Below are 16856 nucleotides of genomic sequence, written 5' to 3'. Positions count from 1 at the left end.
TACTGTCACCCCAATCTACTTATTCCAGACTATGAAAAAGTACTGATGAATAGAATAAGTCTCTCTTAAATATTTACCCCATTCCGACCAAGCTGCCATACCATCCTCAATTCCAAATAGCCCCTCGGGATGTGGGATTACATCTTCTTCCTTCCCGTCACCAACGATTAACTGCTTCAACCTGTCCTTGGACTGTTGGACACTAAACATGTAATCGTCTGAATCAATATCACTTGCTAATGAATCAAACCAAGATCCTAGCTGAGTTACCCCATCGGGTAAAGAAGTCGGTGAATGAAAGCATAACTCTTTTCCCTTTTCTGTGAAGCTATAACTATGCTTAGCATCTAATACTAGAGTATGAGGTGGAATACAAATATGTTCTGCAAGGAAAGGAACATCTGCAAAGCGAAATTGCGTTCCATAATCTTCAATTGTTACTCCACGACTGCCCCAAGGATATCTTCCGAACCCCGACCACCTTCTAAGTGCCGAAAGGTGAAGATGGAACCGGTATGCTGAACGCTCTAGGAATAACGGGCAGACATACACAGCATCACTGTTGGCATACTTCTTTAGGCGATTACGCCATCTGTAGAGGATATTATGCTGGTAGTCGGCATGATCCTTTCCTTTTTCACGTAATCCAAAAAATAAAGTGTTAGAACTGGTTTCAAGGGATAAAGAATTACGATGCTTAACAATGTTTGAAGTACTATAATCAGGATATGCCGATGGCTTCTTGAACTGCATATAAAACGGTTTGAAACCAGTTATTTCATTGACGATTCTTGCATCAGCTCCAAGCCAGCGTTCCTGTCCTCTAGAAAACGGCTCTATTGTCACGCTGAATCTAGGAAAACTTGCAATTGAAAGAAAAGAATCAAGTGCAAAACCTACTACATCTTCGGTATAATCTGTCTCAAAGCGATTACCATTTTTCTTGTTAGTAGCCAAAATCCTGACCCCCTTCTACTCCGATTCGACAAATGCTGTATACATCTTCCATTTTACTAGCTACGCTATGCTTGGACAAGTGGGATGAGTGGGTAGATCTGGCAGGAGAGCATTAAAAGCCGGGATACCCCTTAGGGAAGCAAAAGAAACACACCTCAGGGAAGTGTGATTTCATCCAAACACTATGTGATTCAAACTCCTACTCAAGCGTTTACTGCAGTGACAAGCTTACTATTCTTAGTTTCAAGGGCTGTTTTAATTAACGCTACTCTCGCTATATCATCTTCGAGCATTAGCTCAAAAACCCTTTCCGAAAATAGATCAGCGGGTTTAATTCTTCCTTTCAGCAAACCCTTGATCAAAGGTTTATATTCCAATAGCTCGTCATACGAATCTCGGTCAATTGCCTTACTATTAACAAAATCCACGCCAATCTCGATATTTTTATTTCCCTTGTACACTTCATTTGCAACTTCATCGAAATCATTCTTTAAACCAAAGTATACCAACGGAACCTCATACCTTTCGGATTTCAAATCCTCTAAGATATATTTCTTACCCGCGCTACTAACCTTTAACTGTAATCCGGCGCTTACTCCCCCAGTCTTTTCGGAAGTAACCTGTAATAGTTCCTTCTTTTTATCATTCTTATCGATCCAAATAATATCACGTTGCGGGTTTGTCTTATTGTACTTAGAAGGGAATTGCTTCATCGTTGAGAGTAGTCCTGTTCCTACCGCCTGATACTTATCAAGTGTTTTCGTTTTATTCTTACCTTTCCTAGCTACGGCTGCCCATTTTCGATTAACCTTTTTGTCTCGATTGCAATTTTTGACAACGATAGCCTCAGCAATATTCCCAAGTAACCTAGACGCTGTCTTCTCCGGATCAGGGTCAACAAAATATTTAAGCTCGAATATTCCCTGCTCATTTAATTGGAAGAATCCAAGCTCCTCCTGCATAATACTGAACAGATTCTCACCGTGCTTGGAAGTTATCGGCTGTGTATGCTCAGTCAATATTTTTCCATTCGTATCTCGAATAAAGACCGCCAATTCCAGAGCCGGGATGATAGTTGTCCTATAGATCTCGATATATCCTCGTTCATTTCTTATATACATTCGATCTCCCCTTCAGTTAAGCCCATATAACCTATTTTACAACAGGTTCGATTAGAATACAGCCGGGACAAGATGGGTGAGTTAAGGCTGCAAAAGCCGAGTTACCCCCTGAGCAAACTATTACATACAAATGAAAAATCACACCCTCGATGAGTGTGATTAGATGGCACGTCAACATACCTTAACTTATTTACCTCTAAACCCTTTAACGATAATCATTGCTTGTCCAAGTATACGTAAACTGCGAGATTTCCGAAAATCTCTTGGAGAATAATCTAAATGATCCCCTTTTATGGGATCAAACAAAAAGATGACGCTCAGTGAACGCCATCTCCATTGATTCACCTACTCTGTCTACCGATTGGGGGACTCAGCAACCATATAAACCGATTCCTGGCTAACTACAATACCTTTAGCTACCAAACCCTCAAGGGCTAGGGATACTTTATCTGTCTTGAAACCAGAATAAACTTTGGTGATTTCTTCGACCGTTCCTCCGCTGTTAGGCAGAGTCAGCATAGCACCATAGACATTTCGCTCGTTTCCGTAAATAAAGGGATTAAAAGATCGTTCCATACCCCATAGACCTCCGATACATAAGTTCAACGAAATGACCGATCTTCAATACTTTTAAGATCAATCAGTTACCATAATACTCTCTGGCTCCTGCAAGATACGATTAAGCGTTTGGAGCTGTCTTTCATCTAGGTCGTCTGGTTGTTTGCCCTCAACGCTAAATGCCCACCACAATGTCCCATTAATTGAACAATTTCCGCAGGTTCTTGGAGAAACGACCTTAAACCCTCCCATTTTAGGTGGGTAGTCCCATCCTTGATCATGACCTTGTTCCGGCGTTAAAATTTCTTCTTTGCCACAAACCTCGCAAATATGAAGCAAGAGCATTTTTATACCCCTCTCATGATTGAAAGCAGTTACCTCCACTTCAATCCTGGTACTGATTTTTTACTACGTCTTTCACAGATTGCAACAAATCTCGATCTTCCTTTGTATTTCTAAACACACAGCGGATCAACAAGGTCAGTAAAGCTTCATTTGAAAGCTCATCATTGAAGGAAGACTCAACTTTCGTAGAACTTCCTCGAAAAAGGGATTTGTATCGAACTAGATCCGATAAAGCTCCATTGGCTAGGTAACTGCTGTAAACCTTTAAAGCTCGATTGGGGGTATTAAGAACGACTGCACTCTCCAAAGTAATTCGTATCTCGCTTACACCTGAGCTATTATCGACTTTACATTCTGTTATGGCTTTAGGATTCTTGCTACGCTTGGATACCGAATTGTAGTACTCTGGTCCGTCAATCTCAATGGCTTTGAGATAGTCATCTCTGGTCAGATCGACAGACTTGCGAAGGGACTCGTCTGAAATCCATAAGGTTAAACTGTATCTATACATAAGCAACCCTCCTATTTCGTCTCTTTTAACGACGAAGGGAATTATATATCCATTAAAGAGATAATTCAAGCTTGTATCTCTTTGAGGATTAAAGTTACGTTAAAGGAATAGGTTCATACCTTAAAGTGAAAACTTCTTTCGATGCATTACTTATACTGCAAGAACCTTGCCGCAACATATCCCTTGATCGCGGGGAGCAACTCCTTAAAACGAATTATATCTTCCGGTGATTGATCAAAAACTTCATAATAAAGTTTATTGCAGATGTACAAAACTTCTGTAAAGTCGAACCCCTCATGGGACTGTAAATCGTTATCTTCAAAACGGAGCAATCGGCTGAACCACCAACTGATGCGGTCGGCAAGGCATGCGTAGCTCGTGTTGGCATATCCAGAAGAATCGATGTCGTAATCATATTCTTTGAAAAGCTTGTTTAACATGATGAAATACAATTTACTCGATTTCGGGGTGATGCTGTATCTCGGACAGGCTTCCAACTGCATGATGTCGATGGGATCAGTGTCTATCTGAGGACGGAAAACTTCTGGGACTCTCCGAGAATCTAAAATACTAATCCTCCGATTTAACATAGCTTCTAATTTTCCCTGCATCTCAAAGGTGGCGTCCCACTGATAAGGAATGTTCGGATCGAAAATCGCTAGAAAGTCGATATTGCTATCGGGCTTCTCGGTCCTGGAAAGAACAGAGCCGTAAAGCTTCAACTGCTTTACCCCATGTGCCGCAGCAATGACACCAATGTGATCTTGGTAGGTTATGATACTGTCGATGACATTCTTCTGAACAAGACTGCTACGGACTGCTGAATACTCTCTTACCTTCAAGAGTAACTCCTTAAAACGAGCTACATCCTTCGGATTCCAATTTATCGGTCGCTCATTTAAGTCATATAGGTTACCGCAAAGATATAAAACCTCCACAAAATCGAACCCCTCATAATAAGACCAAAGGTCATTATCTTGAAGTCTGAGCAAACGACTTAGGAACCAACTTACCTTTTTGGCGAGATATTGTATGAGGGCCGGGCTTTCTAAACTCTCCATTCTTTTAGCATCATACTTGGTAAGTAGCTTGTCTAGTAAAGTGAAATACTGTTTGCTCGATTTGAAGCTATTCATATTAGTAAGCTCCTTCCTTGCTAAAACTGGATTGTTTTAATCCTGGCTCTTGTACTCTCAATTGGATACCCGAGCGCATTGTTGATGAGCCGGCAACCATCATCGTGGTGATAATCGGAAAGAGTATGAGTGTGTCCATAACACCAGACCTTGTTATTAGCTCTGGTGAGTAGGTCAGAACCGTCAAAGTAGAAGAAGGTTGAGACAGGGCTGTTCTTATACTGTTGGAGCGTACTTGATACATCTGGTCCTACATGGGTAATGATAACCTGGCTTTGGTTGAAGATCCGCTCCAGCTTAGTGAGTTCCGCTACGAAATAGTCCATTAAGCCTTCACGGGTAAAGGATAGATCAGGTTAAAGTCGTTCATCGAAACCTGCTAGTAATCATAAAGGTAATAAACGGTAAAGTCCAAAGTTGCACCATAGAGAAACAAAAATCACTTTCATAATGTCAACGCTCACAAGAATTCACCGAGATACAGGTCATGATTTCCAAAAACGATGAGGATTTGATCATAGTAGCGTCTCAAACATTGACGTAGACGCTCATTTTGAGTATTGCTATGACCCAGATCCCCGGCGAGTGGGAGGTGAATATCCTGCGGCATGAGAAAAGGTGATGATTTTGTCATCACCTTCATTATGTATATTATAACGAATCAATCAATTTGTAGATCATCGAGTACTCCTTCAACTTAACGAAGATAAATCAAGCAAGATCCTGCTGATCGAATTTCAAGCTATACTCGCTATACCGCACCGCTTCATCAATCATCAACGCATTCAGTTGATACCCGAACTTTACTCCACCATCAATGCCAATCATCTGCTTGCCAAACCAAGGTGAGAAGTTATCGTTACCATGCAGTCGGGCACATACCTCATGACCGAATATGATCTTCTTCTGAGCAGGAATAAGGCCATCATGGCTATGAAATTTCCCTCTAGTCCATCGGAAGTCTTTATGAGAGGTCATTGTCCAATCGCTTAGCTGTGGATTGACACCTGCATGTACATAGATGTGATGACTATCTTCGTAATAGTCAGATAAGCTGCGGAGAAAATTGATTTGCAGCATATAGTGTTCCTTAATGAAAGCTCTAGCTTTCTCGTCATCCCTCTCATCCGTATACCAAGGACAGAACGAGCGAATCGTTTGCTTTCCCCCATTACGGTCAGAAGTATAAGGCATCAATCTGTAATCATTCTCATCTAACCAAGCAAGAAACATATCGTCGTGATTACCGCCGAGTGCTTTAGCTGCGTTCGAGTCGACCAATTGACGGACGTAATCAATAACTTGAAGTGAGAATTTGCCTCCATCTACGTAATCCCCAAGCAAAATTATCCGATCCACTCCTGGTTCATAACCGACCTGCGAAAGCAGGTTTACAAACGTGTGGTAGTAGCCATGAATGTCAGAAATAACTATTGTCCTCGCCAAATTAGCCCCTCCTATCAACAACACCAATTCCCTTATTAAAGCGTCTCTCTTACCCTACTTTTCCTTAACAATTCTGCCGTTCCTCATCTTATGTCCCTCGTTTTCCAGACGCGATAGCGCTTCAATACTTGCTACCGGATGATTATCACGATTAACTACTCGCCACCAAGGATAGTCTTCCCTGCCACGCTGACTAAAAAGATACTTACCAACTACACTACCACAATAGCGTTTACCCCAAACCATTTCAGCGATGTCCCCGAATTGAGTTATTTCTCCCCATTTTATACTTACAACGATTTCATCGATCTTTAGCTTCTTCTCAACTGTTAGTTCCATTTAGCTAACTCCTCCATTGCTTTAGTTACATTGTCTAATGCCAAGTCCAACCCATCAAATCTCATTAGGCCTTACCAGACCAGGAGTTAAGGCATTCACAAACCCTTTCCGTTGGGTCATTGCAATACTTTAATACTCTCGGGCTCCTGCAAGATACGCTCAAGAGTCCGAAGCTGTTTTTTGTTTAGGTTAGCTGGTTGTTGTCCTTCCATGTTTAATGCCCACCACAAAGTGCCGTTAATTCCACAGTCCCCACAGGTTCTAGGGGATACAATCTTGAATTGACCCATTCCAGGTGGGTAGTCCCATCCTTGATTATAAGCTTGTTTAGGTGTTAGAATCTCTTCCTTACCACAAACTTCACAAACGTGTCGCAAGAGCATGTAAGTTACCCCTTTCAATATCAGAATCTTATCGGCTACATTAATTCCATTCCTGATACTGTCTCTTGGTTACATCTTTCACCGATTGCAATAAATCTCGATCCTCTCTTGTATTTCTAAACACACAGCGGATTAGCAAGGTCAGTAAAGCTTGATCTGTAAGCTCAGCATTCGTCGTAACCTCAATCTTCTCAGCACTTCCCCCTGAAAAGGGAGTTGTAGCGAACAAAATCTGATAGTGCTCCATTTGCTAGATAACTGCTGTAAACTTTAGAGCACGGTTAAGGATATTAAGGACCGCTTCGCTTTCTAAGTTAATTCGTAACTCGCTTACACCTGAGCTGTTTCATCACTTTTACCGAATAAATATAGTATAACCGAAATATCAAGATAATCAATATTTCGGAAGTTTGTCGGTTAAAGTGATTATATTGTTAAGAGTGTTATATAAAATCAAGTTTATATTCACTGCTCATTTCTAGGGTCAGGAGATTGGTTCAGCTTCTGATACATGTGATACTACCGGTGCAGATAGAGGGGGAGTGTCCCTCATTTCAGATTAGAATGCTTGTTCCTTTCTCTTTATTAATCTGTTCAGATATCTCCTTGTATAGAATGTTTGTTCTCAGCCCATAACTGTTAAAAGGGTTTATATCTCAGAACTGAATGAGAAAATAAAATAGCCCGGAGACTAAAATCCACGGGTTTTCGAAGAAAAATTAGATTAGGTTAACCGAACGATTCTCTCTAAGAAAGCCCCTAATGTATTTAATGGAGACGGCATAGCCCGGAGTGGATACCTTCTGAACTTCGGATCTCCTATGGAACTCTCGGGCACTGTGCCTTATCATTACTGCATCTTATTAAGTTTTGGACTGGAAAGAGCCGCTGATACGGGTTATACCGGTCGAGCACGGTGTAATGGTTCAGAATGTAGACCAAATCATTGAAAATATCCTCGAAGTTAATTGTTGTTTTCTGCTGCAAGCAATAATAAACGAACCTCTTGAAATCCGCCTTCGATCTCAGCAACAAACTGATCCGCATAGGCGGGTCAGTTCAGATAGCTGCTCGAAATAACCGTTTGCCTTAAAACTTAGTAAGATTGATAATTCCGAATCAACTTGATCTGTTCCATCTTCTCTAAATATCACCATATACTCGTGTTGCAGATCAATTACCGCTAACCTATCCAATAGTCTCCACTCCTTTCCAATAACCACGATCAACTTAACTAATTCGTACTTTTAATATGTTTTCTCCTCCGATTACTCACAAATACAAGTTAAGTTATATGAAAGGTTTTAGGTTTAATTAAGGCGATAAAAAAAGTCAGATTAAGCTCAATCAAACCATTAAGACTTCAGTGACAAAAGAAAAAGTGCCGATTTCTCGGCACTTGCACTTTACAGTGTAGCTTATAAAAACAATAATTCAGTGTATTGAATTCATCCGTTTATTGACCTGGCACAGCTACATACTTATACTCTTCTTCATGGCAACCTTCGCTAGAAGGACGTACTTTATACTTATCTGGGTTCCTACTGAGATAGCCCTTCACCGCACCGATAGCTGGATGATCTACGAAGATTGTGCTCTTTTCCAAGTTCTTATTATCAATCAAATAATCAACAATTGCATATACAGAATGGTATGTAATACTGCGTAACCTACGTTCTTTCCGGCACAGATAATCACTAGGTGTCTCTTTCTTCTGAAAGTACTCCTCTATGGCTTGTCCATATTTCACCACAAACTCTTTATAGGAATCCTTATGTGTTCGATTTCCAGACTTCTTCTCAGCATTCTGTGGTAGCGGTTTCTTTGGTTGCCTATATTTCTTTGTGTGATCAAATAGGTATTCCTTATGTCGTCCAAGTAGTGGCAATTGAGCATTACGTAAACACTGGATCTCCATTGGCAGCTCTATCCGATGAATATGTTTAAGAATAGACTCAGGCAATTCAATCTCATTATTCTCAAATCTATACAGGATCTCATCCAGCTCAATATTAATAATATGAAGCCCCTTGGTAACAAGTCTTGCAATGTGATCGGGGATATCCAATTCTCTTTGGAAGTGTGTCCTCCCAAGGCTGATCGAACGATTTTCACGAACGTCATTGAGGATAAACTCATACCTAAGTGACTTTCCACAAAGACACGTTACCCCATTGCTGACAACACCATGATCTATAAAACCTTCAAAAACATAGCGCTCAGTCCCTTTGTGAGAAGCAAGCACATTCGCAAAGTAAGACTTTTGAGATATTTTGGAGAATACCTGCAACGCATTTTTTTGGGGTTGAGTAAGTTTGAGAATAATATTTTGTCTTTCTTCAGAAGTCAGATACATAGTTGTTCCTCTCCCCTTCGCTTAAACCAACTGACTTTGAAGGCTACTATACACCTTTTTATCTCTATTGAAAAGACATGTGCAAACAACAATTTTTCACACGCCAATTCGGTAGAAAATAAGAATTTTGTCTAAAATGACATCCCCTGATGGAAAGCTGATTACAACCCAAGAACCGAACAACTATCTATGAAGTCCATCATATAGAACATCTCATCATAGAACGATAATTAGGGATCATTCAATTTCAACCCCCTCCACCACTTTACGGATTTCTTGAATGGACGGTTCGATGTAGCAACGAGTCGTTTGAATATTGGCATGACCGAGAACTGTAGCTACAACTTCGATTTGACCACTTTCATTGGCAACTCGCTTTGCAAATGTATGACGAAGCTGATGTACCGTGAATGGGATTTTGGAAAGCCGCGATAAACGTCCCATCATATGTTGGATGGCTCGGGTCGTCATCTTAGGGTCACGCTGCGAATAGAACAAATACGGCGAGCTGCCATCATGGTGTCTGAGCCAAGCCTGGATGATGGCTCGGGTCTTCACCCCTAATGGGACGTGACGATATTTCTTGCCCTTGCCGCTTCGAACAATAAGCAACCCCGAATCGAGCAAGACATCCGAAACCTTAAGATCAGATACCTCAGCTACTCGCAAGCCGCAGTTTACCAAGATAGCAAAGATGGCTTTGTAGAGTGTCTTCCTCGTTCCTCCGGCATGCTTCAGTAGTTCGATAACATGGGAGATTTTAGCGATCTCCTCATTTGTAAGCCACCTGATCTCATTTTGGTTGGCAATAGCCTTGAGCTTAATCGCGGCGACCGGATCGGACTTAAAAACCACACCCTGACCCCGAACAAACAGAAGGAATGACCGTAGGGCGATCAGGTAATGGTTTACCGTTGTTGGAGCCAAATGGTGTTTGGTCTTGGCCACGACTTTAGATTCTAAATAAGACTTAAAGTCCCTGACTACTGTCTGAGTAACATCCTCTAAATCGGATATTTCGTCCCAAGACGAGTCGAGCCAAGCCTTAAAATGATTCATACACATCCCATAGGCCTTAACTGTTTTATCCGATTTCTCTTCATTGACTAAGTGCTGCAGAAACAGATCGATTGCAGAAGCAATATTCACAGCAGAACCCCTCCATCCCTAAATTAGATACCGAATTTCCAGTACCGTTATACGACGATTAGTTGTCGTATGATAGCTTGGAATGGAGGTGAGTTCAAGTAATTTCTACGTATAATGCATATTGTATGACGAGTTTTTTAATTGAGGGTTTTGCTAGGAAAAGCAGACAGGGAATACTTTGTAAAGGGGCTCTCAGATAGACATTGGGGGCTTGTGTTCTTTACGAAGCTGTTAATAGTTTGCAGGGAATCGACTGCCGGGATGCGTTCCTTCTATATAGTCGGCATTCAAATAATAATTTTAATCGACTCAATAGTAATCATTAAAACTTGAACAACAGGAAACTCAAATTAAGAGTTAACTGCTGTTCCTTTAAACGAATCTTAAACTGCTTCCACTGTGACTTCGACATTCCAATTAAGGCTCCACGACACTTCCAAATCACCACTAGGGTATACAGAAATATAGCCCTACTGGTCGTAATTATTATAGAAAAGCACAGAAGTCAGATTATATTTCACTAAGTAAATTTCAGCGACCTCTTGAATTTGATCTTTTGAATAATCTCCATATGAGGTTATCACAGTTTGACAAGATCCCTTCCTACTGTTAGTTAGTAACTCAAGATTGATTTGCTCATAAATAGTTGCACCCCAACTCCAGTGATCTCTGATAGGATAGATTTGAGTTTCTAAATAAACAAAATCTTCATCATCATCATCTGCTCGCTCATGCGTATGCACTAGAAAAGAGTCACCATACCCAAGTCTAAAAAAAAAACGAACAGATAAGTTCATGCGAGTATGGTTTCGTAAAGTAATGAGACAAATCCTCTTCATCAAACTTTCTGAAATCATAACTCTCAATAATTTGAAGCCACTCATTTGATATACCTTTTGAATTCAACTTACGCCATTTAGTACTCATCGATTTCCCCTCCAATATTAGATTCGCTTAATATAAACCATCTTTAGTTCCAACTCATAAAGGTGAATCGAATCACATAGCTACGAAAAAATATCTTCATTATTGTCAGAGCCGAGCTGAATTCTTTCATTAATATATCTCTAATGTCGACAACGACAGCATTACCAGCATTACACTTCTCTGCATTTTCTAAGTTTTCATTTAAGTGTGCTTTTTTGTAATATAGAACCTTCAAAAAAAAAAGATCAGGTGCACTTACACCTGATCTGGCTTTAGGAACTTATTAAGCTAACAATCCTTTTTCGTAAAACATGTACTCCAGCGCTCATCGAAAATAAATTCATCATCGATAAAATCTATCATTTCAAAACGAGCCCATTGTGTCGGTTCCGTTGAAGAATATATAAATACACCATCTGCGAATCCACTCCAATAATTTTCACAAAGTGTTGTTAGGGCAATTATTTCGTTCTTCCTTAGCCTGTGATTTACTTCAAGAACAGTAACTCCGAAGGTTTCTAATTCCAACTCTGTATCCTCTAAAAAATAAAGTGAATCCTCTAAAAAATCCGGTAAATTAAGCTTGGTCATCACTTTCTCTAGATCATAAATATATGAAAAGTACTTCTGGGAAATGATGCCGTATGGTGCATTTCTAACATCTACTTTCTTAACAATCCAAGTACCGGGCCACCCAAGAAAAGAACACATGAATTCATCCGAATAAGGAATGTTATGATAACCAATTTCTTTGTGCTGTTCAGACATGGCGCTACTAATCTCAATAACCCTGAACGAAGTATCTACTTGAGTGCCCACCGCAGGTTTAAACCAATCAATATTCATTCTATATCCCTCCAATTTATATTTCATATACTATAAATCATCTCTAATTCAATCTCCCTAATTACCCTTACATCTCCGTCTGGATTGACAAATGCTGAGGTACATGAAATTACTTATGTCGCTTTAGGGATAAGGTATTTGAAGTCTACATAGCGGGAAAGACAGATCAAGTTTCGGGATGTACTCCTCGGGCTAAAAATCTGTTAACTCCATGTTACAACCATTTATGAACTGGTTGAAAACATCGAACAACATTATCAACTAGCTTCTTCATTATGGAGGATACTTCTTTGAGGGGCTCCGTTGAAGATTACCTTAATACTCTTCTAAAGCCGACCTTCTCGGTATTCTTGAGCAAAAAATAGTTATTTAACGGTTAGAGGCACATCTTTACCATACAAAACCTTTAATACATCAGAAATCAAAAGTGATTTTTCATCTTTCATTTTGGTAATATTGTGACTCCCTCATTATGTCGTTGAGCCAACTGCACATAACTCGTCGTATTCAATGATTGGCAGGTTCATTTCCAGTAAAAACTAAGTACTTCCACGACTATCTTTTTTTTCTTGCACATCGCTAAAGCAAACGTATGTAAATATTCTCAAAATACGACCTGTTTCCTTTAACCATAATGTTTGGTTTCTGGTCAACCATTTAATATATTGAATCTAATTACTAATATAGGTAGAATTGATACGGCTCTTTATATAGCAAGTGATTAGTTTATCGGAATTATTCGGGTATACATAGGCGATTATTCTGGGCATCAAAACAAAAGACGGAGGGGTATCATGCGGAATAATAGAGTGTTAAAGAGTAGACGTTTCGCAGTCAAGGCATCGGCTGTGATTATGGCGTTAACGGTAATCGTAGGGGGTAAGACAACGCTTGCTCAAGCGGTCGCTACATCTCCAACTGCATTCACGCAAGTAGCGGTCAATGTAGGGGGTTATGAGTATAATCAGGCAAATGTTAATGCTCTGAACTACTTGAATGACATTCGAACAAAGGCTGGTCTTCCCACTGTAACTTTAAACCCTTTCTTAACAAAAGCAGCTTCAAACCATGCCAGTTACCTTGGTGTAAATGGGTCATCGGATGGGCATTCAGAGGTGTCCTCAAAAAAGGGCTTCACTGGTGAGAGCTTCATTACACGAATAGCAAATGCAGGAGGTGGCGATAGTTTCAAGTACACTTATGTCGATGAAGGTATTACTTTTTCGGCAAACACTCTTGAAGAGGGTGTTGACTCCTTAATAGATGCACCTTATCACAGGGACGCACTCTTAGACCCTAACCTGACTCAAATAGGTTTTGGTCAAGCAGGGAGCATAGTCGTACATAATTACGCTATTGAGGGGTCTACTACTCTAACATCAGTATATCCTTACAATGGCCAGAAAGATGTACCTTTAACTTTTGACGGTTTTGAAAACCCGAATCCTCTGGAGGGGACTGGTTTAAGCACCTCAGGTTATATCATTTCCTACAAGGTAGCAAGCTCACCATCAACTCTCTCAGCTACTTTAAAAAACAGTAAGGGTGTTTCGTTACCTGTAATTGTGAAGATGTCTCCGTATACTGCTCAAACACGAGAGTACGGTTATCAATACTGGATGATCATTCCCAAGAGTCCGCTAGTTAAAGGTGAGACCTACACTATAACAGCTGGCGACAAGACATGGTCATTCACCACAACTGGTGCAGTCGCACCCAAGCCACCTGTGGTCAACGACCAAGCCCCTCGGAAGTTCAGTGTCAAGGATGTAGGGGTTCGTATCGATGGTAAGTACGTAGAGTTATCACCTAAAGCTCAGGTTCTCTCAAACAGCACCTTCATCCCTCTGAGAGGGGTATTCGAAGCCATGGGAGCAACCATCAAGTGGAGTCCAGTACCAACCAAAGATTTAAAGGGCAGTGAGATCGTAATAACCAAGGGAACTACGAAAATCCAGCTTTGGGTTGGTCTTACAAAAGCGCTTGTAGAGGTTAACGGAAAGACAATAGCGATCAACTTAAGCAAAGCCCCTTATGTCACTCCTGCGGGTTCGACATATGTTCCTCTCAGATTCGCATCAGAAGCTCTAGGTGCGAAGGTTGGTTGGGATGCTAAGAACTTTATTGCATCCATTGATCAGCAGTAATTAAATTCAGGGTCGAACGTTAAGGCGTTCGGCTCTTTTTCACTTATTAGGTTCGACATAGTCATTAAAATACCCATGAAAATATTTATTAAATAAATTAATCGAGTTCCTTCTATTGTAATGGGCTATTACCTTTTCATAATATTTTTCCGAGTATTAATTAAATCACTGTACAAATTAATTACGACTTGTTTTATAACAGTGTAGGTTTGTAACGGTATCTCACTTACTTCCAGACTAGGATCAACACGATGCACATAGAAAACAGAAAGTACTGTTGTCAAGAACGTAGCAACGAGCACGACTTTGATTACCCCTCCTAAGAAACTAAAGAGCTCCTTAATACCATTGTGAAATTGTCTACTTATCCATCGTGTTGGAGATACAACGAATGTTTCTGCTATCCAGCTAATTGCTTTACCAGCCCTGTCTGTAGCCGTTGTCTTGTCAACTTCAACGACTAGCTCCTTGACAGGAGTAGTTTGTTCTCTGTACATTTCCTCTAATTGTTCAAAATCGTTAATTAATAATGCACCATCTGACACATCAGCCTCTATAGTGAGAGAACCTCTATTAGATTGATCGGGAATTTTTTTCGATGGGTCCATATATGTATCGAGGATTCTGAAATTTTCCAGACCGGATTTGAACTCTTCAAAGCGACTTTTACTCTGCTCTAATATTTGCTCGAAGTTGATTGTATTAGCTGGTGTCTCATTATCATCAGCAGTATATATCCTTAATCCAGTTGATTCTTGTGGTTCTGATGAATTGAGTGGATTAATGGGAAGTCCCGTCTCTTCTCCCTCATTTGAGAAGTTATGTTGATCAATTTTCGCTTCATCTTCTGGTACGGGCAATTGGATGCAAGGGGAGGTCGGCTCATCCGGTTGTAGCACTTCATAATTATCAGGTGATATTGCTACTCCCAAGCCTAGATCAGCCTCACTAATGTCAAATAGAGTAAAGGAAATGTCATCATTCAGAGAATCTTTTGAACTAGGTTCACTTCTCTTTTGATCGTTCATTTTATTAATCATTGCACTCATTCAAGCATCGCCTTCCTCTCCTTACATAATATAAAACAGGTCTAAAATGCACTCCTGAAATTGAAAAGTTAATAGTACTAACTTATTTCATCAACGAAGGCTAGTCTGCATCTTCATAAGGTACAAATTCCTAACACTTGTTCTTTTGAATAGAAGAAACTACCGCCCCTAAAAGCATAGCTCTCAAATTTTTATTAAAATGCAGTAAATCTAGACATCCCATAAACCGAAATAAAAAGCACCTCACGATTAGCGAAGTGCTTTTGCCTTATTCTTTACTCTTCTGGATTAAAAATAATGTGATTTGCATCATCGATAAGTCTTACTGCCGGAGAATATATTTCACCAAATATGATGATTAAGTCAACCGCTCTGAACTTCCCTGGATTCTTGAATAAGATCTTAAACTCGTGTGCTTCAAGACCCGTCAAAACAATAAAAGTTTCATTCTTAGGCTTTATCCGAATCTTTTTTATCCTCAAACCTTCTTCATTATAAACTACAACGTTTTTTCGTCTTAGATACCCCAACAAAATAACGAATGGGACCAATACTATAACCGGCGTAGTAGGTATATTTTTCTTCGGTGCTACTATCCTAGGCTCCTCATGTTTAGGATGAGATGGAGGTATTGGAGTTGGACTCGGAACTGTTTGATCCTCTTTCTTTTTTAGTGTTTCAATGATGAAATCAACCCTCTGTTCTTTGACCTTTTCATTTATTTCAACTGCCTTAGATACTTCGTGCTTGTCTTGTATTGATTCTTTCTTAGTATTAGCTTTATCAGGCTGTTCCCCATAAACTATAACTTCAATATTAGTTTCATCTCCGGTCAATGGATTGAAAAGAACTAAGTTATGCTTACCCAATTCTGCGTTTTCAAAACTGTATTTTCCGTCTGCATCAGTATAGGTGATCCTTGGAATTGAATGTAATTCGACCTGAACTCCAACTAAAGGCTTTCCCTGTCTATCCATTACATAACCGAATACTGTTCCATTAACTTCAGCATCGTAGGGCTTAACGTCAAGTTTTTCTGTTAACGTTTTTAATTTGGGTATCGGAGACTCTGTTGCCTCCTCTGGAGAAATTACTGGTGTTACCACAGGAGCCCATGAAGATGTCGGAATTAGTGTTGACTGAGGTATGGCAGTAATAGATACCTTTATTGGTATGTCTAGCGGCTGAGATGTTGGAATTACAGGTCTAAAGGTCGGCTTAATACTCGTTGTCGGGTTAGGTGTTGGTTCTGGTGTAAAGGGAATTGGAATTATAATCGAGGCCTGTGTCGGTTCAGGAGTTAGGATCACATGCTCTGAAGTTACCATTGGTGTTGGTGTCGATATTGCTATCGGTGCTGGTGTTGCTGTCGGTGTATCCTTGTAAGACACGTACCGTGTGGAGCTGCGGATTTGGTGAATAATACACTTCTGGATTTCCGTTTGAGGATAGCAGGCGGCAATCGCTTGAGAGAATCCGGACAGGTTATCCACGCAGATAATGAGAATGTCCTGAACCCCGCGATTCTTCAGTTCATTCAGCACACTCAGCCAGAACTTGGAGGACTCATTCTCCCCAATCCACAT

At 40.2% G+C, this 16856-nt stretch carries 13 protein-coding genes and 1 pseudogene; 1 reads left to right on the top strand and 13 read right to left on the bottom strand.

Going from position 1 to position 16856, the window contains the following annotated elements; all coding sequences use genetic code 11:
• Nucleotides 1-15: 15 nt before the first annotated feature.
• The 11 genes from AWJ19_RS24220 to AWJ19_RS24150 form a co-directional block, all read right to left on the bottom strand.
• Nucleotides 16-957 carry a hypothetical protein gene (locus AWJ19_RS24220; RefSeq protein ID WP_068727761.1) on the bottom strand — a complete coding sequence of 314 codons (942 nt, stop codon included), beginning with the start codon at nt 955-957 and terminating at the stop codon, nt 16-18.
• Between the two features lie 203 nt (nt 958-1160).
• On the bottom strand, nt 1161-2078 hold the full coding sequence (locus AWJ19_RS24215) for a hypothetical protein (RefSeq protein ID WP_068727759.1): 918 nt from the start codon (nt 2076-2078) through the stop codon (nt 1161-1163).
• A gap of 354 nt (nt 2079-2432) precedes the next feature.
• Nucleotides 2433-2654 (bottom strand): hypothetical protein, encoded by a 222-nt coding sequence (locus AWJ19_RS24210; protein WP_068727757.1) that lies wholly within the window; start codon nt 2652-2654, stop codon nt 2433-2435.
• Nucleotides 2655-2714: 60 nt separating this feature from the next.
• On the bottom strand, nt 2715-2981 hold the full coding sequence (locus tag AWJ19_RS24205; RefSeq protein WP_068727755.1) for a hypothetical protein: 267 nt from the start codon (nt 2979-2981) through the stop codon (nt 2715-2717).
• 40 nt (nt 2982-3021) lie between these two features.
• On the bottom strand, nt 3022-3492 hold the full coding sequence (locus AWJ19_RS24200; RefSeq protein WP_068727753.1) for a hypothetical protein: 471 nt from the start codon (nt 3490-3492) through the stop codon (nt 3022-3024).
• 146 nt (nt 3493-3638) lie between these two features.
• A complete protein-coding gene (locus AWJ19_RS24195) occupies nt 3639-4628 on the bottom strand; it encodes a hypothetical protein (protein ID WP_068727751.1) in 990 nt (329 codons plus the stop codon).
• 711 nt (nt 4629-5339) lie between these two features.
• Nucleotides 5340-6074 (bottom strand): metallophosphoesterase, encoded by a 735-nt coding sequence (locus AWJ19_RS24185; RefSeq protein ID WP_068727747.1) that lies wholly within the window; start codon nt 6072-6074, stop codon nt 5340-5342.
• Nucleotides 6075-6128: 54 nt separating this feature from the next.
• Entirely contained in the window at nt 6129-6413 is a 285-nt protein-coding gene (locus AWJ19_RS24180; RefSeq protein ID WP_068727744.1) for an MGMT family protein, read from the bottom strand.
• Between the two features lie 1839 nt (nt 6414-8252).
• Nucleotides 8253-9152: a hypothetical protein gene (locus tag AWJ19_RS24165; protein WP_068727738.1), complete on the bottom strand. Its 900-nt coding sequence runs from the start codon at nt 9150-9152 to the stop codon at nt 8253-8255.
• A 237-nt stretch (nt 9153-9389) separates the two neighbouring features.
• Nucleotides 9390-10301 (bottom strand): tyrosine-type recombinase/integrase, encoded by a 912-nt coding sequence (locus AWJ19_RS24160; RefSeq protein ID WP_068727736.1) that lies wholly within the window; start codon nt 10299-10301, stop codon nt 9390-9392.
• A 1215-nt stretch (nt 10302-11516) separates the two neighbouring features.
• Nucleotides 11517-12074 (bottom strand): hypothetical protein, encoded by a 558-nt coding sequence (locus AWJ19_RS24150; RefSeq protein WP_068727732.1) that lies wholly within the window; start codon nt 12072-12074, stop codon nt 11517-11519.
• Between the two features lie 794 nt (nt 12075-12868).
• On the opposite strand from AWJ19_RS24150, the gene AWJ19_RS24145 reads away from it, so the two are divergent.
• A complete protein-coding gene (locus AWJ19_RS24145) occupies nt 12869-14221 on the top strand; it encodes a stalk domain-containing protein (protein WP_068727730.1) in 1353 nt (450 codons plus the stop codon).
• A gap of 128 nt (nt 14222-14349) precedes the next feature.
• Here the strand turns inward: AWJ19_RS24145 and AWJ19_RS24140 are convergent, their stop codons facing one another.
• Nucleotides 14350-15270, bottom strand: coding sequence for a hypothetical protein (locus AWJ19_RS24140; RefSeq protein WP_068727728.1), 921 nt, complete (start codon nt 15268-15270; stop codon nt 14350-14352).
• 1376 nt (nt 15271-16646) lie between these two features.
• Nucleotides 16647-16856 (bottom strand): annotated as a pseudogene (locus tag AWJ19_RS34900) (transposase); the annotation flags it as partial.

The sequence above is a fragment of the Paenibacillus sp. DMB5 genome (assembly GCF_001517085.1).
Taxonomy (GTDB): Bacteria; Bacillota; Bacilli; order Paenibacillales; family Paenibacillaceae; genus Paenibacillus_AQ.
The sequence above is the reverse complement of the archived record's forward strand: the minus strand, read 5'-3'. Positions and strand labels throughout refer to the sequence as shown.

What these genes read in the sequence shown, in the direction of transcription:
- AWJ19_RS24215 (WP_068727759.1), bottom strand. Translation starts at nt 2,078, where the DNA reads ATGTATATAAGAAATGAACGAGGATATATCGAGATCTATAGGACAACT.
- AWJ19_RS24165 (WP_068727738.1), bottom strand. Translation starts at nt 9,152, where the DNA reads ATGTATCTGACTTCTGAAGAAAGACAAAATATTATTCTCAAACTTACT.
- AWJ19_RS24145 (WP_068727730.1), top strand. Translation starts at nt 12,869, where the DNA reads ATGCGGAATAATAGAGTGTTAAAGAGTAGACGTTTCGCAGTCAAGGCA.
- AWJ19_RS24150 (WP_068727732.1), bottom strand. Translation starts at nt 12,074, where the DNA reads ATGAATATTGATTGGTTTAAACCTGCGGTGGGCACTCAAGTAGATACT.
- AWJ19_RS24195 (WP_068727751.1), bottom strand. Translation starts at nt 4,628, where the DNA reads ATGAATAGCTTCAAATCGAGCAAACAGTATTTCACTTTACTAGACAAG.
- AWJ19_RS24200 (WP_068727753.1), bottom strand. Translation starts at nt 3,492, where the DNA reads ATGTATAGATACAGTTTAACCTTATGGATTTCAGACGAGTCCCTTCGC.
- AWJ19_RS24205 (WP_068727755.1), bottom strand. Translation starts at nt 2,981, where the DNA reads ATGCTCTTGCTTCATATTTGCGAGGTTTGTGGCAAAGAAGAAATTTTA.
- AWJ19_RS24140 (WP_068727728.1), bottom strand. Translation starts at nt 15,270, where the DNA reads ATGAGTGCAATGATTAATAAAATGAACGATCAAAAGAGAAGTGAACCT.
- AWJ19_RS24210 (WP_068727757.1), bottom strand. Translation starts at nt 2,654, where the DNA reads ATGGAACGATCTTTTAATCCCTTTATTTACGGAAACGAGCGAAATGTC.
- AWJ19_RS24180 (WP_068727744.1), bottom strand. Translation starts at nt 6,413, where the DNA reads ATGGAACTAACAGTTGAGAAGAAGCTAAAGATCGATGAAATCGTTGTA.